Genomic DNA, 22,022 nt, shown 5'->3' with positions numbered 1-22,022 from the left:
ACAATAAAAGCAAGCGGCCATAGCCCTTCTGATTGTTGTATGCATGTTTTTTTTATGCTTTCCTTATGATTACCTCACCGCTCAAAGGAAGAACAGGTTTGACATCGTCATCGCAACACTATCTGGTCATTACTGCGCTGGGTGCTGACCGCCCGGGAATTGTGAACACTATCACCCGTCATGTCAGCAGTTGTGGCTGTAATATCGAAGACAGCCGACTGGCCATGCTGGGTGACGAGTTTACGTTTATCATGTTGTTATCCGGAACCTGGAATGCCATCACCCTGATTGAATCAACCTTGCCTTTGAAAGGCGCAGAGCTGGATTTATTGATTGTGATGAAGCGTACAACCGCGCGTCCCCGCCCGGCGATGCCCGCCACGGTATGGGTGCAGGTCGATGTCCCCGACTCTCCTCATTTGATTGAGCGCTTTACCGCCCTTTTTGACAGCCACCAAATGAATATTGCGGAACTGGTTTCGCGCACACAGCCGGCTGAAAACGGCAAGGCTGCACAATTGTTTATTCAAATTACCGCACATAGTCCTGCGTCACATGATTCGGCAAATATTGAGGATGCGTTTAAAGCACTCTGTACAGAACTCAATGCGCAAGGCAGTATTAACGTTGTCAATTACTCACAGCATGATGAACAGGATGGAGTTAAGTAATGAACCCACTGAAAGCCGGTGATATCGCACCGAAATTTAGCTTGCCGGATCAAGACGGAGAACAAGTAAATTTAACCGACTTCCAGGGACAGCGTGTTCTGGTTTATTTCTACCCGAAAGCCATGACGCCCGGCTGTACCGTACAGGCCTGTGGCTTGCGCGATAACATGGATCAGTTAAAAAAAGCCGGTGTTGAGGTGCTGGGAATAAGCACCGATAAACCAGAAAAGCTTTCCCGATTTGCGGAGAAAGAAGTGCTTAACTTCACGCTCCTGTCTGATGAAGATCATCAGGTTTGCGAGCAGTTTGGCGTCTGGGGTGAAAAGTCATTTATGGGTAAGACCTACGATGGCATCCACCGCATCAGCTTCCTGATTGATGCCGAAGGCAAAATTGAACATGTGTTTGATGATTTCAAAACCAGCAATCACCACGACATCGTGCTGAACTGGGTTCTGGAAAACGCCTGAGATACGTTTTGCTGAATAAAGCCTGATAGCGACGTGAACACGTCTTATCAGGCCTACATCTGTACAAATCTGTAGGCCGAATAAGGTGTTTACGCTGCCATCCGGCATAAAAATCGTTTATTCAAACGTTCCTTTTACACACGCTTTCTTCTCTTTCACCCTGGCTTTCCCCTTCGCCCACAGGTCATTCACTTCCAGCGCGCTGTTCAGCACCAGAATATCCGCATCGCATCCCGCCGACGGCGTTGCGCCGTAGGAACTGATGGATTAGCGATCGTCAACCGTCTGACCATCCGGCCAGGCATGCACCACGGCTTTGATGAGCGTCGCCAACGGAATGGCAAAGAATACCCCCCAGAATCCCCACAGACCGCCGAAAATAACTACCGACAGAATAATCACCAGTGGATGCAGGTTTACGGCTTCGGAGAAGAGTACGGGAACCAGCAGATTGCCGTCCAGCGCCTGGATTATCAGGTACACGGCGAAACAGCTCCAGAACTCCGTTCCGAGTCCGAACTGAAACAACGCCACACCAACGACCGGAATCGTCACCACAAACGCGCCGATGTACGGGATGAGCACAGAGAACCCCACCAGCACTGCCAACAGCAGAGAGTAGTTAAGACCAAACATCAGGAAGCCCAGCCAGGTTGCAACACCGACCACCACCATCTCCAGGACTTTACCGCGGATATAGTTGGTGATTTGCTGGTTCATCTCTTTCCAGACCTGTCCTGCCAGTCCACGATTTCGCGGCAGCACCCGGCGCACAGCATTCAACATCTGGCTTTTATCCTTCACCAAAAAGAACACCATCAGTGGGACAAGCACCAGATACACCGCCAGTGTCAACAGCCCAACCAGAGAAGCCAGCGAATATTTCACCACTGAATCACCCATGGTGAGCATCCGGGAACGCATATTCTCGGCCATCGCATCAATGATGCCCGCATCCATAAGCGCCGGATAACGTCGCGGTAAGGTGGCGGCAAAGTCAGACAATTTGTTAAGCATGCCAGGCATATCGCGTATCAAATAGATGCCTTGCTGCCATGCGACAGGCATTACCACAAACGCCATCAGCAGCAAAATACCGACAAACACTACCAGCACAATTGACGTCGCCCAGCGCCGCGAACAACCGATATTTTCCAGCCGGGCGGTAGGCCATTCCAGCAAATAAGCCAGCACAATCGCGACCAGCAGCGGCGCTAACAGACCACTAAAGAAGAACAGGATGCCAAAACCGGCAACCAGAATTATCAGCAAGGCAATAGCCTCAGGGTCGCTAAAGCGGCGGCGATACCATTGCGTCAACATTTCGAGCATAAAACCTTCCCTGAACCTCAATAGCGGGATTGCGATCCCGAATTGTATCGAAATGTCACAAAAAAGACTTCGCTTTTTATGGCTGATTACGCAAAGTGAAAAGACATTTTTCCTGGGTGTTCATCGTCAGGTTTCGCAGTTACACTCGCTAAGCTTGCGGAGTGTGAACGATACTTCACGGCATTGGTCAAATGGCTATCTCAAAAAAGAATACAGGACAGAGGTTATGTTCAGGCAGTTGAAAAAAAACCTGGTTGCTACCCTCATTGCTGCACTGACCGTCGGTCAGGTCGCACCCGCATTTGCTGACACTGCGGATACCCTACCTGATATGGGAACCTCAGCAGGGAGTACGCTTTCTATTGGTCAAGAAATGCAGATGGGCGATTATTACGTTCGGCAGCTGCGTGGTAGTGCGCCGTTAATTAACGATCCGCTGCTAACCCAATATATTAATGCACTGGGGATGCGCCTGGTTTCGCATGCAGATTCCGTAAAAACGCCCTTCACTTTCTTTTTAATTAACAATGATGAAATAAACGCCTTCGCTTTTTTTGGCGGCAACGTTGTATTGCACTCAGCACTGTTCCGCTATTCCGATAACGAAAGCCAACTGGCGTCGGTAATGGCGCACGAAATTTCTCACGTCACGCAGCGCCACCTGGCGCGAGCGATGGAAGATCAGAAACGTAGCGCACCGCTGACATGGGTCGGTGCATTAGGCTCGATTTTATTAGCGATGGCCAGCCCGCAGGCAGGTATGGCGGCGCTAACCGGTACGCTGGCGGGTACTCGCCAGGGGATGATTAGCTTTACTCAACAGAACGAACAGGAAGCAGACCGCATCGGTATTCAGGTGCTGCAACGTTCAGGATTCGATCCCCAGGCCATGCCAACATTCCTGGAGAAACTGCTCGATCAGGCCCGTTACTCTACACGTCCCCCGGAAATTCTTCTGACTCACCCCCTGCCAGAAAGCCGTCTGGCAGATGCGCGTAACCGCGCCAACCAGATGCGCCCGGTAGTCGTGCAATCTTCAGAAGATTTTTATTTGGCCAAAGCGCGAACCTTGGGCATGTACAATTCAGGCCGCAACCAGTTAACCAGCGATCTACTGGATAACTGGTCGAAAGGCAACGTGCGCGAACAGCGCGCTGCGCAGTACGGTCGGGCGCTGCAAGCGATGGAAGCCAGTAAATACGACGAAGCACGTAAAACGCTTCAGCCGCTGCTCGCGGCAGATCCGAATAATGCATGGTACCTCGACCTGGCAACGGACATCGATCTCGGCCAGAAGAAAACCAGCGATGCCATTAATCGCCTGAAAAACGCTCGCGACCTGCGCGTGAATCCAGTATTGCAACTCAACCTGGCAAATGCGTATTTGCAGGGAGGACAAGCTAAAGAGGCTGCCACCATCCTGAATCGCTATACGTTTAACCATAAAGATGACACTAACGGCTGGGATCTGTTGGCGCAAACGGAAGCGAACCTGAATAACCGCGATCAGGAGCTGGCCGCACGTGCTGAAGGGTATGCGCTGGCGGGCCGTCTTGATCAGGCAATCTCGATGCTCAGTAACGCCAGTTCTCAGGTGAAACTCGGCAGCCAGCAGCAGGCCAGATACGATGCCCGTATCGACCAACTGCGCCAACTGCAAGAGCGCTTTAAACCGTACTCGAAAATGTAACTATTGAATACTTGCCGGATAGCGGCGCTGTTGCGTCTTATCCGGCCTGCGGCAGGCACAATAGGTCGGCCGAATCGTCATGCAAGGAGAAGTCATGTCAGACGCGATTAAAATTTACCATAACCCACGCTGCTCAAAGAGCCGTGAAACGCTGGAATTACTCAAGTCTAACGGTGTAGAGCCAGAAGTCGTGCTCTATCTGGAAACCCCGGCTGATGCAGCGACACTGCGTGAATTGCTGAAGATGCTGGGAATGTCCAGCGCTCGCGAACTGATGCGTCAGAAAGAAGATCTCTACAAATCGCTCAACCTGGCGGACAGCAGTTTGAGTGAAGATGCGCTGATTCAGGCGATGGTCGAAAACCCGAAGCTGATGGAGCGCCCGATTGTGGTAGCGAAAGGTCAGGCACGGATTGGTCGCCCACCTGAGCAAGTGCTGGAAATCGTCGGTTAATCTTAAGACTGCCGCAGTTTTTCGGCTGCGGCACTTACAGCTTCAAAATTTCTTTTACGAAGGGAATCGTCAGCTTACGCTGAGCGGTGATCGAAGCATGGTCCAGTTGATCCAGCGTCATAAACAGCGTACGCATCTCCCGATCCAGACGCTTAAGCAGGAAACGTCCTACATCTTCAGGCAGTTCGAACCCACGTAATCTGGCACGTAATTGCAAAGCCTGTAGCTTGTCTTCATCGGAAAGCGGCTGAAGCTTGTAGATTTGCCCCCAGTCCAGACGTGAGGCGAGGTCCGGCAGCCCCAAATTCAGCTGTCTCGGCGGACGGTCGCCGGTGATCAACAGGCGGGTTTTCCCTGATTCCAGGATGCGGTTGTAGAGATCAAAGATCGCCATTTCCCAAAGAGAATCTCCGGCGACACACTCGATATTATCGATGCATACCAGCGACAGATGCTCCATTCCATCAAGCACCTCGGGTACGAACCAGGTTCGTTTATCGAGCGGCACATACCCTACCGCATCACCGCGTGCAGACAGTTCTGCACATGCCGCATGCAGCAAGTGACTACGGCCTGCGCCTTCACGCGACCAAAGATAAATGTACCCGCTATGTTCCTGACGCAGCACGTTTTGCAGTGCAGCCAGTAAAGAGGAGTTATCCCCCGGCCAGAAACTTGCGAAGGTTTCATCGTCAGGAAGATAAAGTGGCAGAGAGAGCTGTGCCGGTGTGTTCAGAGATACCTCAACCCAGGATTTCATAAAATCGAGATGAGTTTAACACAGAAATACGTCGTGATAGAACCGGGCAGCAGCGCTGCCCGGTCAGAGACTTACTGTTGCGGGCTATCCGCATCTTTAGCATCAAGAACCACTTCTTCCGGACGCAGCAGACTGATGACTTTGAAAATCAGGCTCAGGCAAACGCCGACGATGGTCGCCAGCGCCATACCTTTCAGTTCCGCAGCACCAATGTGAACCTTCGCGCCACTTACGCCGATGATCAAAATAACAGACGTCAGAATCAGGTTTTGCGCCTTGTTATAATCGACTTTTGATTCGATCAACACGCGAATACCGGAAGCGCCGATGACGCCGTACAGCAACAACGATACGCCCCCCATTACCGGCAACGGGATAATCTGGATTGCAGCCGCCAGTTTACCTACACAGGAGAGCAGAATCGCAAAAATCGCCGCTCCGCCGATAACCCAGGTACTGTATACGCGAGTAATCGCCATAACACCGATGTTTTCACCGTAGGTGGTGTTAGGCGTCGAACCAAAGAAGCCGGAGATCACCGTCGACAGGCCGTTGGCGAACATCGAACGGTGCAGGCCAGGATCGCGAATCAAATCTTTCTTCACAATATTGGCCGTTACGACCAGGTGGCCTACGTGTTCGGCAATAACGACTAATGCCGCAGGCAGGATAGTCAGAATAGCAACCCACTCAAAGCGCGGTGTGTAGAACGTCGGCAGAGCAAACCAGTGAGCTTGCGCAATGGGTGTGGTGTCCACAACGCCCATCACAAAGGAAAGCGCGTAACCGGCCAGTACACCAATCAAAATCGGGATAATCGCCATAAAACCGCGGAACAGCACAGAGCCAAATACCGTTACGGCCAGCGTCACCATTGAGATGATGATGGTTTTCGAGTCTGGTAATTGCCCTTCAGCAGGCAATAATCCCGCCATGCCCGCAGCAACACCCGCCAGCTCCAGCCCGATGACGGCAACGATTGCGCCCATCGCGGCAGGCGGGAACATAACATCCAGCCAGCCAGTACCGGCTTTCTTCACAATGAAAGAAACCAGGCAGAACAGAACGCCGCACATAATAAAACCGCCCAGCGCCACTTCATACCCTAACGGCAGCAGCAACAGTACCGGGGAGATAAACGCAAAGCTCGAACCCAGATAGGCTGGAATTTTACCTTTGCAAATGAAGAGATACAGCAACGTACCAATGCCGTTAAACAGCAGGACGGTAGCCGGGTTGATATGAAACAGGACTGGCACCAGAACCGTTGCACCAAACATGGCGAACAGGTGCTGCAAACTAAGCGGGATTGTCTGTAAAAGCGGCGGTCTTTCACTCACCCCGATAGCACGGCGCGTCATAGTGTTTTCCTCTGAGTATTGTGTGTTAGTAGCGATTGGGTTGTTTTATTCAAAAAAAAGCCGACTCTTAAAGTCGGCTTCTTTTTATTTATTCATTTACTTGGTACCAAAAATCTTATCGCCGGCATCGCCGAGTCCCGGAATAATGTATCCATGCTCGTTCAGCCCCTGATCGATAGATGCGGTGTACAGCTCAACATCCGGGTGTGCTTTTTCCAGTGCCGCGATACCTTCTGGTGCCGCAACCAGAACCAGTACTTTAATGCTGGTGCAGCCTGCATTCTTCAGCAGGTCGATGGTCGCGATAACGGAACCACCGGTTGCCAGCATCGGGTCAACGATCAGCGCCATGCGCTCATCAATATTAGATACCAGCTTCTGGAAGTATGGAACCGGCTCCAGCGTTTCTTCGTTACGGTACATACCCACAACGCTGATACGCGCGCTCGGAACGTTCTCCAGTACGCCTTCCATCATACCCAGGCCCGCACGCAGGATGGGTACAACGGTGATTTTTTTACCTTTGATTTGGTCTACTTCAACCGGGCCGTTCCAACCTTCAATGGTCACCTTTTCGGTTTCCAGACCTGCAGTTGCTTCATAAGTCAGCAGACTGCCAACTTCCGAGGCGAGTTCACGAAAGCGTTTAGTGCTGATGTCGTTTTCACGCATCAGTCCCAGCTTGTGTTTGACGAGTGGGTGTTTGACTTCCACGATCTTCATACTCTTCTCCTTTCCTCAGACGAGTGGCAACCACAAAAAAAATCGCCGGATTATACCGCTTTTCGTCTCTGGCGCAACACTGGATACGCTTGATATGGATCAACCAAAGTCATTTACGTCTGGAAGATGAGTATAAAACAAGCCCCGTACTATGGGCGGGGCTTAATATCAATACACTGAATTTTATAGAGATTCAGCGTTACTCCGGATAACATTTTGATACCATGAAAAAGATTTCTTAGGAGACCGTGCTAATGTCCCACTGCCGTCATTATTTTTGTCGACATAAATAAATCCATAGCGTTTTTTCATTTCGCCGGTTCCCGCTGACACTAAATCAATGCAGCCCCACGGAGTGTAGCCCATCAGATCCACGCCATCTTCCACCACTGCTTTTTTCATCTCACGAATATGGGCTGCCAGGTAGTCAATGCGGTACTGATCGTTCACCGTGCCGTCACTTTCCTGTACATCAATCGCGCCAAACCCGTTTTCAACAATAAACAGCGGGAGCTGATAATGATCCCAGAACCAGTTCAGCGAATAGCGCAGACCAACCGGATCAATCTGCCAGCCCCAGTCTGATTTCTGCACATACGGATTGGGCACCAGACTTTTCGATTCGTCGTAATCCAACTGCGGGTTATCTGCCGTTGCCTGAGTCGCGAAGGACATATAGTAGCTAAAACCGATATAGTCGACGCAGCCCTGAGCCAGTATTTGTCGGTCTTCTTCAGTAATATCGAGTTCGAAGCCGCGACGCGCAAAGTAGTTCAACAGATGCTGCGGATACTTGCCCCGTACGTGAACGTCGGTAAACCAGTATCGACGGTGCATCGCGTTAATCGCCATCATCATATCGTCTGGCGCACAGGTCAGTGGATAAACAGGACACATAGCAATCATGCACCCAACCTGCAATGCCGGGTTGATTTCACGTGCAACCTTTACTGCCAGCGCGCTCGCCACCAGTTCATAGTGTGCAGCCTGATACATGACCGGTTCGCGGTCTTCACCCGGCTGATACTTAAGGCCGGAGTTGGTAAACGGCGCGAAATCTTCATGGAAGTTAGCCTGGTTGTTGATTTCATTAAACGTCATCCAGTACTTCACTTTACGCTGGTAGCGCGTGAAAACCACCCCGGCAAAACGGACAAAGAAATCAATCAGTTTACGATTGCGCCATCCGCCATATTCCGTCACCAGGTGATAAGGCATCTCGAAATGCGACAGTGTAATCACCGGTTCAATCCCATACTTCAGGCATTCATCAAAGAGATCGTCGTAGAATTGCAATCCGGCTTCATTGGGCAGTGCTTCATCACCTTGCGGGAAAATACGCGTCCATGCAATGGAGGTACGAAAGCACGTAAAGCCCATTTCGGCAAACAGCTTAATATCATCTTGATAGCGATGATAAAAATCGATGGCCTCGTGGTTAGGGTAATTTTTGCCTGCAATCACGCCGTCGGTAATTTCACGCGCTACCCCATGGGCCCCAGCCGTCATCACATCGGCAACGCTAATCCCTTTACCGCCCTCCTGCCAGCCGCCTTCCAGTTGATGAGCAGCCACAGCGCCGCCCCACATAAAATCTGCTTTAAACCCAGGCATACGTTTCCCCTCTCGTGATTGCACTGTTCAAACACACCTGATGTGGTTCGCAACAGAAAACAGAAACCGGTTTCAGTACGATACTGTGCATTCAGCAGGCAGGTTTCAAGCACAAGACTGAACCCGGTTTCATTTTCGTGGCGCAGTTCAAACAAATGGATAAACGACTGGAAAATGCTGAAATATTCAGCAGATAAACGTCAATGCAAAGCAGGCTCGCAAACGTTTGCTTTCCCTGTTAGAATTGCGCCGAATTTAACTTTTACTGCAAGTAAACACGTGGGGAACCAGGCAGTGACCGATAAAACCTCTCTTAGCTACAAAGATGCCGGTGTTGATATTGACGCAGGTAATGCTCTGGTTGATCGAATCAAAGGCGTAGTAAAGAAAACTCGTCGCCCGGAAGTAATGGGTGGTCTGGGTGGCTTCGGTGCGCTGTGCGCATTGCCGCAAAAATATCGTGAACCTGTACTGGTTTCCGGCACTGATGGCGTAGGGACAAAACTGCGTCTGGCGATGGATCTGAAACGCCACGATACCATCGGCATTGATCTGGTGGCGATGTGTGTAAACGACCTCGTGGTTCAGGGCGCTGAACCGCTGTTTTTCCTCGACTACTATGCAACGGGTAAACTGGATGTGGACACCGCAGCCAGCGTAATCAACGGTATTGCCGAAGGTTGCCTGCAGTCTGGTTGTGCATTGGTTGGTGGTGAAACGGCTGAAATGCCTGGGATGTATCACGGTGAAGATTATGACGTGGCAGGTTTCTGTGTCGGCGTCGTTGAAAAATCAGAGATTATCGACGGTTCAAAAGTGGCTGATGGCGATGTGCTGATTGCACTCGGCTCCAGTGGCCCACACTCCAATGGTTATTCCCTGGTGCGTAAGATCGTTGAAGTCAGCGGCTGCGACCCGGAAACAACCGAACTGGATGGTAAATCACTGGCCGATCACCTGCTGGCACCGACGCGCATTTATGTGAAATCCATTCTGGAACTGATCGAGAAGGTTGATGTGCACGCTATCGCGCACCTGACCGGCGGGGGTTTCTGGGAAAATATTCCGCGCGTACTGCCAGACAATACTCAGGCCGTCATCGACGAATCCTCATGGCAGTGGCCGGCCGTCTTCAACTGGCTGCAAACTGCGGGTAACGTCAGTCAGCACGAGATGTACCGCACCTTCAACTGTGGGGTCGGCATGGTCATTGCTCTGCCGGAATCCGAAGTAGAAAGTGCGCTCGCTCTGCTGAATGCAAAAGGTGAAAACGCCTGGAAAATCGGTATCATCAAAGCGTCTGATTCCGAACAGCGTGTGGTCATTGAATGAAAAACATTGTGGTGCTCATTTCCGGCAACGGAAGCAATTTGCAGGCAATAATCGATGCCTGCAAACAGAAAAAAATCAGTGGCACCATACGTGCAGTATTCAGCAACAAGGCCGATGCGTTCGGCCTTGTTCGTGCACGAGAGGAAAATATTCCGGCACATGCCCTGGAAGCAAGCCACTTTGCCAGCCGCGAAGCATTCGACCGCCAGCTAATACAAGAGATTGACGCCTGGGCGCCCGATGTCGTCGTGCTGGCCGGCTATATGCGCATCCTCAGCCCGGCGTTTGTCGCTCACTATTCTGAACGACTGCTGAATATCCATCCCTCTTTATTACCCAAGTATCCAGGCCTGCATACCCATCGTCAGGTGCTGGAAAATGGGGATGAAGAACACGGAACCTCAGTCCATTTCGTCACCGATGAACTGGACGGCGGACCGGTTATTCTCCAGGCCAGGGTGCCGGTATTTGCAGGTGATAGCGAAGATGATATTACTGCCCGGGTTCAGGCGCAGGAACATGCGATTTATCCGCTGGTCGTCAGCTGGTTTACCGACGGTCGCCTGAAGATGCGCGATAACGCAGCATGGCTGGACGGCAATCGTCTGCCCCCCCATGGTTATGCGGCAGACGAATAATAAAATTCAACCTGTAAGCCGAATGTCACCATCCGGCTTACAGGCATAACTACCTTTTCCGGTTAATACCACTGGTATTCATCTACGCTCCCCCTTTCTCTTTGCTATCAGACGGTTTATTGTCATATTTTTCTGGCACAGTTGGACATCTGAGAGCAATGCTCGCCATAATAAATCGGTAGTGTCCCGTGAATGAAACGGAGTAAAAGTGGTAATGGGTCAGGAAAAGCTATATATCGAGAAAGAACTCAGCTGGTTGGCGTTCAACGAACGCGTGCTCCAGGAGGCAGCTGATAAATCAAACCCGTTGATCGAACGGATGCGTTTCTTAGGCATTTATTCCAATAACCTTGACGAGTTTTACAAGGTGCGTTTTGCCGAACTGAAGCGCCGTATCATTATTAGCGAAGAACAGGGTTCAAACTCTCACTCCCGCCATCTGTTAGGCAAAATCCAGGCCCGCGTATTAAAAGCCGATCAGGAATTTGACGGCCTGTACAACGAATTACTGCTGGAGATGGCACGCAACCAGATCTTCTTGATCAACGAACGCCAGTTGTCAGTAAATCAACAGAGCTGGTTACGCCACTACTTCAAGCAATATCTGCGTCAGCACATCACGCCGATCCTGATTAACCGTGAGACGGATTTAGTCCAGTTTTTAAAAGACGATTACACTTATCTGGCCGTAGAAATTATCCGCGGAGATACGATTCGTTACGCTTTGCTGGAAATTCCATCCGATAAGGTTCCTCGCTTTGTGAATTTGCCGCCGGAAACCCCGCGCCGTCGCAAACCGATGATCCTGCTGGACAACATTTTACGTTATTGCCTTGATGACATTTTTAAAGGGTTCTTTGATTACGATGCGCTGAATGCCTATTCGATGAAAATGACCCGCGACGCCGAGTACGATTTGGTGCATGAGATGGAATCGAGCCTGATGGAGCTCATGTCTTCCAGCCTGAAGCAACGTCTGACCGCGGAGCCTGTACGTTTTGTTTATCAGCGCGATATGCCCAATGCGCTGGTTGAAGTACTGCGTGAAAAGCTGACGATCTCTCGCTACGACTCCATTGTCCCCGGCGGGCGTTATCATAACTTCAAAGACTTTATTAATTTCCCCAACGTTGGCAAAGCTAACCTGGTGAACAAACCCTTGCCGCGTCTGCGCCATATCTGGTTCGATAACGAGAAGTTTCGCAACGGCTTTGATGCCGTACGTGAACGCGATGTGTTACTTTATTATCCGTATCACACCTTTGAACACGTTCTTGAACTGCTGCGCCAGGCCTCATTCGACCCGAGCGTGCTGGCGATAAAAATTAACATCTACCGTGTGGCAAAAGATTCGCGCATCATCGACTCGATGATCCATGCCGCGCATAACGGTAAAAAAGTAACCGTGGTGGTGGAACTGCAGGCGCGCTTCGATGAAGAGGCCAATATTCATTGGGCTAAACGCCTTACCGAAGCGGGGGTCCACGTCATCTTCTCCGCGCCAGGGCTGAAAATTCACGCCAAGCTGTTCCTGATTTCGCGTAAAGAAGGTGATGACGTCGTGCGCTATGCACATATCGGCACCGGGAACTTCAACGAAAAAACAGCGCGTCTGTATACCGACTACTCGTTGCTGACTGCCGATTCGCGCATTACCAACGAAGTCCGTCGGGTGTTTAACTTCATCGAAAACCCGTATCGCCCGGTAACGTTCGATTATCTGCTGGTTTCCCCGCAAAACTCACGGCGCCTGCTGTACAGCATGATTGACAAAGAGATCGCTAATGCACAGCAAGGGCTGCCTTCTGGCATTACCCTGAAGCTGAATAATCTGGTCGATAAAGGGCTGGTTGACCGCCTGTATGCGGCTTCAGGTTCAGGTGTCCCCGTTAATTTATTGATCCGCGGTATGTGCTCACTGATCCCGAATCTGGAAGGCATCAGTGACAATATTCGCGTTATCAGCATTGTTGACCGCTATCTCGAACACGACCGGGTCTATATCTTTGAGAACGGGGGCGATAAGCAGGTGTATCTCTCCTCTGCTGACTGGATGACAAGAAACATCGATTATCGTATCGAAGTTGCCACACCGCTTCTTGACCCGCGCCTTAAGCAGCGCGTGCTGGATATTATCGATATCCTGTTCAGCGACACGGTGAAAGCCCGCTTTATTGATAAAGAACTGAGTAATCGCTACGTACCGCGCGGAAACCGTCGTAAGGTTCAGTCACAATTAGCGATTTACGACTACATCAAATCACTCGAGCAACCTGACTAACTCTATGCCAATACACGACAAGTCTCCACGACCGCAGGAATTTGCTGCGGTCGACCTTGGTTCAAACAGTTTCCATATGGTCATTGCCCGCGTGGTCGATGGCGCAATGCAAATTATCGGGCGACTGAAACAACGCGTACATCTGGCGGACGGCCTTGGCGCGGACAACAAGCTAAGCGAAGAAGCGATGGAACGCGGCTTAAGCTGTCTGTCACTTTTCGCTGAACGTCTGCAGGGATTTCCTCCCTCCAGCGTCTGCATCGTGGGAACCCATACTTTGCGCCAGGCGCTAAATGCGACTGATTTTCTTAAGCGAGCAGAAAAGGTCATCCCCTACCCGATCGAAATAATTTCCGGTAACGAAGAAGCCCGACTGATTTTTATGGGCGTGGAGCATACGCAGCCAGAAAAGGGCCGTAAGCTGGTTATCGACATCGGTGGTGGTTCGACAGAGCTGGTGATCGGTGAAGATTTCGAGCCTAAACTGGTCGAAAGCCGCCGTATGGGTTGCGTCAGTTTTGCCCAGATGTACTTTCCGGGTGGTGCGATCAGCCGGGAAAACTTCCAGCGCGCCCGTATGGCGGCAGCGCAAAAACTGGAAACGCTCACCTGGCAATTTCGAATTCAGGGCTGGAACGTTGCACTGGGAGCTTCAGGCACCATCAAAGCAGCGCATGAAGTGCTGCTGGAAATGGGTGAGAAAGATGGTTTTATCACCCCAGAACGTCTGGACAAGCTGACAACTGAAGTCCTGAAGCATGCTTCCTTTGAGGCACTCAGCATGCCGGGGCTGTCAGAAGAACGAAAGGCGGTTTTTGTTCCCGGTCTGGCAATACTGTGCGGTGTTTTTGATGCCCTCGCTATTCGTGAACTCCGACTTTCCGATGGCGCGCTGCGTGAAGGCGTACTGTATGAGATGGAAGGCCGTTTTCGCCACCAGGATGTTCGTAGCCGTACCGCCAGTAGTCTGGCAAACCAGTACAATATCGACAGCGAACAAGCCCGACGCGTACTGGAAACTACCATGCAGATGTACGATCAGTGGCATGCGCAGCAACCTAAACTGGCAAACCCGCAACTGGAAGCATTGCTCCGGTGGGCGGCTATGCTGCATGAAGTCGGGCTGAACATCAACCACAGCGGACTGCATCGCCACTCGGCTTATATTCTGCAAAACAGCGACCTGCCAGGTTTCAACCAGGAGCAACAGCTGATGATGGCGACCCTGGTTCGCTATCATCGTAAAGCGGTTAAGCTGGATGATTTGCCCCGCTTTACGTTGTTCAAGAAAAAGCAGTTCCTGCCGCTAATTCAGCTGTTGCGACTTGGGGTATTGCTCAACAACCAGCGCCAGGCAACCACTACACCGCCGACGCTCACGTTGATTACTGACGATAACCACTGGACGCTACGCTTCCCGCACGACTGGTTTAGCCAGAACGCGCTGGTGCTGCTCGATCTGGAAAAAGAACAGCAATACTGGGAGGCCGTCACAGGCTGGCGCCTTAAAATTGAGGAAGAAAACTCACCCGATATCGCTGCGTGAGTGATCGGCAGGTGCCAGCGTGGCTGGCACCTGTTCTTCCAGAGTTTGATGCAGCGGCCGCGGCTCACCGATCAGATAGCCCTGCAAATAATCAATCCCCAGAGAAATCACCGCACTACGTATTTCTTCGCTTTCGACATACTCCGCCACCACCAACATTTTTTTCATCCGCGCCAGGTGACAAATCGAGGCCACGATTTGGTAGTCGAGACTATTTGAGACAATGTTACGGATAAAGCTTCCGTCAATCTTCAGGATGTCAGCGCTCACATTTTTCAACCGTGCATAGCTGGCATAGCCGGTACCAAAATCATCGATCGCGATCTGACAGCCCAGTACTTGCAGTTGCAGCAATGTTGCCTGGGCCTGCTCCGCATTGGTTAACGCATTGCTCTCTGTAACCTCAAAGATCAATTGCCATGCTTCAACCTGATATTTCACCAACAACTGACTGATTTCTTGAGGAAATCTGGCTCTACATACAGACGTGGGCGATAAATTGATCGCAAAACGATGAGCGGGCATTTTCTCCCGATTCTGCGCCATAAATTTCAGCGTATTTTCAATGACCCACAGATCAATGCTGGATGACAACCCAAACTCATGGGCTACCGGTAAGAAATTATCAGGAGCAATCGTTTCACCTTCATCACCCTGAAGACGCAGCAGGATTTCATGATAAACATCGCCCCGCACGCCAAAAATCGGCTGTGCCAGCAGGAAGAAGCGATCATGCTCCAGCGCCTGCTGCAAACGGTTCATCATCGCCACTCTATCTTTCAGATCCCGCTGCAGGTGCATTACGCCACGTCGTTGCAAACTTTCCGGCATATTGGTTGCCAGCGAGAGCTCGGCGATGGTGCTTAACTCCCCCAGTAACAGATAGATGTGGTTAACAGGTGAGCGAACATAGCAAAAACTGATCCCAACCTGCGGTTGTAGGGACATACCATCCCAGACAAAACGAAACTGCCTGATATGTTTGTCCAGCGCTTCAATGCGCTGCTGATGCGACTCAGTATTAAAACGCAGAATTAAATCATTACCGGATAGTTGAAAAACATATTCGTCTTGTTCCAGCAACGGCGCTATCCAATGAGAAAGTTTTTGCTTGTACTGGATACGCAGCATAATGCCGTAGTTTTTCACCAACAGTTCCATGCCCGGTATACGCAGAAAACAGAGCACTGACCATGGCGCTTTTTTCAGCGTTAGGTTCAATGCCCGCAGGTTTGGCAAATGCACCATCGGATCAAAATATGCCAGACGATGTGTGCGTCGGGTAACAAATCGCTGACGCGTTGCCAGCACGGCAATGTAATTTACGATGAAAGAAAAAACGAGGTAACTCGAAGAGGTAATTGCGAGTTGTGTATCGTAACCCGAATACCAGGGCATATAGCGCTGATAATAATGAATGGCAGTTATCAACACGACTGTCCATATCATTGAAATAAATCGGTAACCGTAACGCATTGCGCCCCATAACATGAGGGGCAGTAACAGAGACAAGGTATAATTTGTGCTGAATATCGAACTCTGTTCATTTAACGGCATACACAGCAAAGCCATCAATAAAGTCAATATTATCAACCAGACAGCAAATTCTGTTCGCGTGACTTTAGTGTCAAACTGCTGCTTTAATTGTGAAAAATAGCCCCGTATATGCAGCGGATTTCGAATGGTTCGGATTATAAAATAGCACAGAGGAATACCCACAAGGTTTCCTACCAGCATAGCCTGGTAGTTGATCAACGTTCCTGTATTAAAGGGCATAACGCCCACCATACCTGATTTGCTCTCGTATACGCCAACAAACGCAGCGAACTGGAAAAGGATCAGGAATAGCGTTGCCGGACAGAAAACCTGCCAAAACATTCGCTGAAACATCAGATGGGAGTCGCCATGAGCCACGTTGTTTCGCCGGGGAGCAAAAACTTTATATCCGCCCCAACTAAGCACCATTGTAACTATAAAGTGCGTAATAATTGACAGCGTTTCAAATAATCCAACCTGCGGATATTTGTACCAACCGATGGCAATGATTATTCCTGGCAGTGCCGCCCAACTAAAAAACAACATCAGGCTAATCGTCAGCGCTAAAGGCAGGTAGAAAAGGATGACAGTACCGGTACTAATATGCGCGTAGGTATTGGCAGTGCTTAATAACGGCAACAGTAAAGATGGTAAGATGAGGGGCAGCGCCCACCATTTATCTCTAATACTTATATAGTTTTTATTGAGTTTCATAGATGCTCAGTAGAATCCCTCACGTCATGCAGGGGTATTTTCTGTGAAGGACATTAAGACAGGCATCCCACCTGACGTTAAAACGATGATGTAATACACATCACAATGACTCATCGATTTTAGTTACGGATAACCGATGAGGTTTGATATATGTCAAAAAAAACATCCCCCATTAATCAATTATTACTTTTTTCTTTATTTATGATCGTTTATTCATTATTAATGCAAATAATAATATTAATTCCCATAACATAAGGGGATAAAAGCGTTGATGCAATTTTACATAACGAAGAATTGACCATTCCCTCTTAGTGTGCCTTAATGTAAGTATCGCCCACTGGTTGGGTACACTTTAAGGAACCTTTTGTGAGCCAGGTTACCAGCCTACGCAAACGACACCGATTTAACAGTCGCATGATCCGGATCGTACTGCTTATCAGCTTCATCTTCTTCTTCGGACGCTTCGTCTACTCTGCTATCGGTGCGTGGCACCACCACCAGGACAAGAAAGAATCCCAGCAGACCACCTTGCCACAACAGACTTCTCCTGCACAAACTGACGAACGTTGAACGCTCGTATCTGTGATCCCTCAGTCTTAAGATTCCTTACCGGATGGCTAATCGCCTGACATTTAACCATCCGGTAAGGGATTTGAGCGAATATTTTTCGCCCTATCCAGCCAACAACACTGACTGCTACATTGGATATGCCTGCGGCGTTTCGCACAATGACACAATCTTTTCCGCCCACTTCACCGCACCATTTGCGCTGTTATTTTACGTTCGCCTTTACTGAACATAAAAAGACTTACACAACTCAAATAACCGCTAATTAATATACTCAAAAAATATCAGCGGCCTACACATTAATATTTTGTATAAAAATTTAATTGTTTATTTGAATTTCTAACATTTGTTAATACTACAGCCATACCGTGAGTAGTTTTACACTCTTTCCCAAAATACGTACCGGTCTTGAATGGCTTGCCGGGTACAGTGATGCGGTAATTCAATTTGGCTGGAACATCGTCGCTGCCGTCATTTTGCTGTTTGTCGGTAAATTTATCTCTCGCCTGCTCTCCAGCGGGCGGGAAAAATTACCCCTCAAGCGAAAAGTCGACATCACCATCATCCAGCTTTTCACCGCTCTCGTCCGTTACATTACCCTCGCCTTTTTCGTTGTCGCTGCACTGGGTCGCGCCGGTATTCAAACATCATCCATTATTGCGGTTGGGTTTAGCATTTATAAATCATTTCTCGCCTGTACCTACTAACGTAAACGCACCAGCAGAGTCAGCACAAACACAGGCAGAACCCGCCCAAACACCAGCACAACCTTCATCACAACCTTCACAACAAACGGCAGACAAGGCGTTGCAAGGAGATGATCTCTGGCAAACAGAAGACTAAATATCACGTAACAAGCGTTCAAAGCATATCTCGGGCCACATCGTGGCCCTTTTTTATATTCTACACAATCTCACGCGCGGACATATTGTTAGGGTAATACAGCCAACCAGCATCATCACGCCAGCTTTGAAGCACGCAAGCCGCACACCCTTCGTGAGATGTAGGCAACGCGCGCGACCTTATGTTGGCAGCGGGCTGTTTATGCTATGAGTAAAGGGAAAGCATTGAATGACAGGCCAGGTAAAGACCAGCCGTATGATTCTTGTATACAAATAAAAACCCCCTGTAAAAACAGAGGGTTGATTACAGTTTTACCTGTTCATGAAAACTCAGGAAGGGTTATCGGCTTATTCCCACTCAATGGTTGCTGGCGGCTTACCGCTGATGTCATACACCACGCGGGAGATACCGTTCACTTCGTTGATGATGCGGTTGGACACGCGGCCCAGGAAGTCATACGGCAGGTGCGCCCAATGTGCGGTCATAAAGTCGATGGTTTCTACAGCACGCAGGGAAACCACCCAGTCATACTTACGGCCATCGCCCATTACGCCAACGGAACGAACCGGCAGGAACACGGTGAACGCCTGACTTACTTTGTTGTACAGGTCAGCTTTGTGCAGTTCTTCGATGAAGATAGCATCCGCACGACGCAGCAAATCGCAGTACTCTTTCTTCACCTCGCCCAGCACACGAACGCCCAGACCCGGCCCCGGGAACGGGTGACGGTACAGCATGTCGTATGGCAGACCCAGTTCCAGACCAATTTTGCGCACTTCGTCTTTGAACAGCTCACGCAGCGGTTCAACAAGCCCCATCTTCATCTCTTTCGGCAGGCCGCCCACGTTGTGGTGAGATTTGATGACGTGAGCTTTACCGGTTGCCGAAGCCGCGGATTCGATCACGTCAGGGTAGATAGTGCCCTGCGCCAGCCATTTAACGTCTTCCAGTTTCAGTGCTTCTTCATCGAACACTTCAACGAACACACGACCGATGATTTTACGTTTGGCTTCCGGATCGTTCTCGCCTTTCAGCGCATCCAGGAAACGCTGCTCGCCTTCAACATGAACAATGTTCAGACCGAAATGGTCACCGAACATATCCATCACCTGCTGAGCTTCGTTCAGACGCAGCAGACCGTTATCCACGAAGACGCAGGTCAGGTTTTTGCCAATGGCGCGGTGCAGCAGCATGGCGGTGACGGAGGAGTCTACGCCACCGGACAGACCGAGGATCACTTTGTCATTACCAACCTGCTCACGAATACGTGCCACGGCGTCGTCGATGATTTTTTCCGGTGTCCACAGTGCTTCACACTGGCAGATGTCACGCACAAAGCGCTCCAGCATGCGCATACCTTGACGGGTATGGGTCACTTCCGGGTGGAACTGCACACCGTAGAAGCGTTTTTCTTCATGCGCCATGATGGCGAACGGGCAACTGTCGGTGCTGGCAACGGTAACAAAACCTTCCGGGATAGCAGTCACTTTATCGCCGTGACTCATCCATACGTCCAGCAGAGGTTTGCCTTCTGCAGTCAGGGAGTCTTCGATACCACGGATCAGCGCGCTATCGGTCTGGACCTCAACCTGTGCATAACCGAACTCACGCTCGTTAGAACCTTCAACATGTCCACCCAGTTGCATTGCCATGGTCTGCATGCCATAGCACACGCCAAAGACCGGCACGCCAGCATTGAACACGTACTCTGGTGCACGTGGGCTGTTTGCTTCGGTGGTACTTTCCGGACCACCGGAAAGAATAATACCGCTTGGGTTGAATTCGCGAATTTGTGCTTCCGTAACATCCCATGCCCACAGCTCACAGTAGACGCCCAGTTCACGTACGCGACGTGCAACCAGCTGAGTGTACTGCGATCCGAAATCGAGGATGAGAATGCGATGTTTATGAATATTGTCTGTCATTGACGCTAATTCCGAGGCAAGTGAAACAAATTCGCCCGGCATAGAGCCGGGCGCGGAAACTTATCAGGAGCCCATGCGGTAGTTAGGGGACTCTTTGGTGATGGTCACATCGTGAACGTGACTTTCCTGAATACCCGCACCACTGATACGGACAAATTCAGCCTGAGTACGCAGCGCGTCGATAGTACCACAGCCGGTCAGACCCATACAGGAGCGCAGGCCGCCCATCTGCTGGTGAATGATCTCTTTCAGGCGACCTTTATACGCCACACGGCCTTCGATACCTTCCGGAACCAGTTTGTCAGCAGCGTTATCGCTCTGGAAATAACGGTCAGAAGAACCTTTGGACATCGCACCCAGGGAACCCATACCACGGTAAGACTTGTAAGAACGCCCCTGGTACAGTTCGATTTCCCCCGGAGACTCTTCGGTACCTGCCAGCATAGAACCCACCATGACAGCAGCAGCACCTGCAGCAATCGCTTTAGCAATGTCGCCAGAGAAACGAATACCGCCGTCGGCGATAACCGGAATGCCTGTCCCTTCCAGTGCTGCAACCGCATCAGAAACGGCGGTAATCTGCGGAACGCCCACACCGGTAACGATACGGGTAGTACAGATGGAGCCAGGACCGATACCGACTTTAACTGCGCTACAGCCTGCTTCGGCCAGCGCGCGCGCACCGGCACCCGTCGCAACGTTGCCGCCGATGATCTGCAGATCCGGGTATTTTGCACGTGTTTCGCGGATACGCTGCAGAACACCTTCAGAGTGGCCATGAGAGGAGTCGATCAGCAGAACGTCAACACCGGCGGCAACCAGCGCATCAACACGCTCTTCATTTCCTGCGCCGGCACCAACCGCAGCACCCACGCGCAGACGACCATGCTCATCTTTACAGGCGTTAGGTTTACGTTCTGCTTTCTGGAAATCTTTTACGGTGATCATGCCGAGAAGATGGAAACTGTCATCAACGACCAGCGCTTTCTCAACACGTTTTTCGTGCATTTTTGCAAACACAACATCACGCGCTTCACCTTCGCGTACGGTGACCAGACGCTCTTTCGGCGTCATGTAAACGCTAACCGGCTGGCTGAGGTCAGTAACAAAGCGTACGTCACGACCGGTGATGATACCGACCAGTTCGTTGTCTTCCGTTACAACCGGGTAGCCTGCAAAGCCATTACGCTCGGTCAGTTCTTTCACTTCACGCAGCGTGGTGGTTGGCAGTACGGTCTGTGGGTCAGTCACCACGCCAGATTCGTGTTTTTTCACACGTTTAACTTCTTCGGCCTGGCGCTCGATGGACATGTTTTTGTGGATAAAACCGATGCCGCCTTCCTGAGCCAGGGCAATTGCCAGGCGTGCTTCCGTCACGGTGTCCATTGCCGCAGAGAGCATAGGAATGTTCAGGCGAATGGTTTTCGTCAACTGCGTGCTGAGATCAGCAGTATTCGGCAGAACGGTAGAATGAGCGGGAACGAGGAGGACGTCGTCAAACGTCAGGGCTTCTTTAGCGATACGTAGCATGGGCAATATCTCACCTGGGAGGTTATTAAATATTG

General features: G+C 50.5%; 17 protein-coding genes and 2 pseudogenes. 10 read left to right on the top strand and 9 right to left on the bottom strand.

Annotation, left to right across the window (positions count from 1 at the left end):
- The first annotated feature begins 98 nt into the window (after positions 1-98).
- Both OGX95_RS07015 and bcp read left to right on the top strand, forming a co-directional pair.
- Positions 99-671, top strand: a complete 573-nt coding sequence (locus OGX95_RS07015; protein WP_003037954.1) for a glycine cleavage system transcriptional repressor — start codon at positions 99-101, stop codon at positions 669-671.
- A complete protein-coding gene (gene bcp, locus OGX95_RS07010; protein WP_137384768.1) occupies positions 671-1,141 on the top strand; it encodes a thioredoxin-dependent thiol peroxidase in 471 nt (156 codons plus the stop codon). Before OGX95_RS07015 ends, bcp begins: the two co-directional genes overlap by 1 nt.
- 117 nt (positions 1,142-1,258) lie before the next feature.
- Here the strand turns inward: bcp and OGX95_RS22935 are convergent.
- A pseudogene (locus OGX95_RS22935) lies at positions 1,259-1,381 on the bottom strand (beta-aspartyl-peptidase); the annotation flags it as partial.
- A 27-nt stretch (positions 1,382-1,408) separates the two neighbouring features.
- Positions 1,409-2,473 carry an AI-2E family transporter gene (locus tag OGX95_RS07005; RefSeq protein ID WP_005121878.1) on the bottom strand — a complete coding sequence of 355 codons (1,065 nt, stop codon included), beginning with the start codon at positions 2,471-2,473 and terminating at the stop codon, positions 1,409-1,411.
- A gap of 226 nt (positions 2,474-2,699) precedes the next feature.
- Here OGX95_RS07005 and bepA point away from each other — a divergent pair, with 226 nt between their 5' ends.
- Positions 2,700-4,163, top strand: a complete 1,464-nt coding sequence (bepA, locus tag OGX95_RS07000; protein WP_286628916.1) for a beta-barrel assembly-enhancing protease — start codon at positions 2,700-2,702, stop codon at positions 4,161-4,163.
- A gap of 94 nt (positions 4,164-4,257) precedes the next feature.
- Complete coding sequence (gene arsC / locus OGX95_RS06995) at positions 4,258-4,617, top strand: arsenate reductase (glutaredoxin) (RefSeq protein WP_137384773.1); 360 nt, start codon at positions 4,258-4,260, stop codon at positions 4,615-4,617.
- A 34-nt stretch (positions 4,618-4,651) separates the two neighbouring features.
- Here the strand turns inward: arsC and OGX95_RS06990 are convergent, their stop codons facing one another.
- The 4 genes from OGX95_RS06990 to OGX95_RS06975 all read right to left on the bottom strand — a co-directional run bounded on the left by OGX95_RS06990 (position 4,652) and on the right by OGX95_RS06975 (position 9,075).
- Positions 4,652-5,353, bottom strand: a complete 702-nt coding sequence (locus OGX95_RS06990) for a DnaA inactivator Hda (RefSeq protein WP_211924219.1) — start codon at positions 5,351-5,353, stop codon at positions 4,652-4,654.
- A gap of 95 nt (positions 5,354-5,448) precedes the next feature.
- On the bottom strand, positions 5,449-6,738 hold the full coding sequence (gene uraA, locus OGX95_RS06985) for a uracil permease (protein WP_003835107.1): 1,290 nt from the start codon (positions 6,736-6,738) through the stop codon (positions 5,449-5,451).
- A gap of 96 nt (positions 6,739-6,834) precedes the next feature.
- Positions 6,835-7,461 (bottom strand): uracil phosphoribosyltransferase, encoded by a 627-nt coding sequence (gene upp / locus OGX95_RS06980; RefSeq protein WP_003835110.1) that lies wholly within the window; start codon positions 7,459-7,461, stop codon positions 6,835-6,837.
- Positions 7,462-7,644: 183 nt separating this feature from the next.
- A complete protein-coding gene (locus tag OGX95_RS06975) occupies positions 7,645-9,075 on the bottom strand; it encodes a 6-phospho-beta-glucosidase (RefSeq protein WP_286628915.1) in 1,431 nt (476 codons plus the stop codon).
- A gap of 294 nt (positions 9,076-9,369) precedes the next feature.
- Between OGX95_RS06975 and purM the strand changes: the two genes are divergently transcribed.
- The 4 genes from purM (at position 9,370) to ppx (ending at position 14,872) form a co-directional block, all read left to right on the top strand.
- Positions 9,370-10,407, top strand: coding sequence for a phosphoribosylformylglycinamidine cyclo-ligase (gene purM / locus OGX95_RS06970; protein ID WP_286628914.1), 1,038 nt, complete (start codon positions 9,370-9,372; stop codon positions 10,405-10,407).
- Positions 10,404-11,045, top strand: coding sequence for a phosphoribosylglycinamide formyltransferase (gene purN / locus OGX95_RS06965; RefSeq protein WP_286628913.1), 642 nt, complete (start codon positions 10,404-10,406; stop codon positions 11,043-11,045). Before purM ends, purN begins: the two co-directional genes overlap by 4 nt.
- A 214-nt stretch (positions 11,046-11,259) precedes the next feature.
- The gene (gene ppk1 / locus OGX95_RS06960) at positions 11,260-13,326 is read left to right on the top strand and encodes a polyphosphate kinase 1 (RefSeq protein ID WP_286628911.1); all 2,067 of its coding nucleotides are present in this window, start codon (positions 11,260-11,262) and stop codon (positions 13,324-13,326) included.
- Between the two features lie 4 nt (positions 13,327-13,330).
- Positions 13,331-14,872 (top strand): exopolyphosphatase, encoded by a 1,542-nt coding sequence (gene ppx, locus OGX95_RS06955; RefSeq protein ID WP_271440151.1) that lies wholly within the window; start codon positions 13,331-13,333, stop codon positions 14,870-14,872.
- Here ppx and OGX95_RS06950 read toward each other — a convergent pair.
- Positions 14,852-17,122 carry a bifunctional diguanylate cyclase/phosphodiesterase gene (locus OGX95_RS06950; protein WP_286628910.1) on the bottom strand — a complete coding sequence of 757 codons (2,271 nt, stop codon included), beginning with the start codon at positions 17,120-17,122 and terminating at the stop codon, positions 14,852-14,854. The genes ppx and OGX95_RS06950 overlap by 21 nt on opposite strands.
- 366 nt (positions 17,123-17,488) lie before the next feature.
- Here OGX95_RS06950 and OGX95_RS06945 point away from each other — a divergent pair, with 366 nt between their 5' ends.
- Together OGX95_RS06945 and OGX95_RS06940 are read left to right on the top strand one after the other, a co-directional pair.
- On the top strand, positions 17,489-17,692 hold the full coding sequence (locus OGX95_RS06945; protein ID WP_071887371.1) for a YfgG family protein: 204 nt from the start codon (positions 17,489-17,491) through the stop codon (positions 17,690-17,692).
- A 365-nt stretch (positions 17,693-18,057) separates the two neighbouring features.
- Positions 18,058-18,354, top strand: a pseudogene (locus OGX95_RS06940) (mechanosensitive ion channel family protein); the annotation flags it as partial.
- Between the two features lie 525 nt (positions 18,355-18,879).
- Here OGX95_RS06940 and guaA read toward each other — a convergent pair.
- Entirely contained in the window at positions 18,880-20,457 is a 1,578-nt protein-coding gene (gene guaA, locus OGX95_RS06935) for a glutamine-hydrolyzing GMP synthase (protein WP_124021378.1), read from the bottom strand.
- A gap of 63 nt (positions 20,458-20,520) precedes the next feature.
- Positions 20,521-21,987: an IMP dehydrogenase gene (gene guaB, locus OGX95_RS06930; protein ID WP_048210934.1), complete on the bottom strand. Its 1,467-nt coding sequence runs from the start codon at positions 21,985-21,987 to the stop codon at positions 20,521-20,523.
- Positions 21,988-22,022: the final 35 nt, after the last annotated feature.

The sequence above is a fragment of the Citrobacter sp. Cu233 genome, from assembly GCF_030332225.1.
Lineage (GTDB): Bacteria > Pseudomonadota > Gammaproteobacteria > Enterobacterales > Enterobacteriaceae > Citrobacter.
Note: the sequence above shows the minus strand (reverse complement) of the source record. Positions and strands in the feature narration are given on the sequence as shown.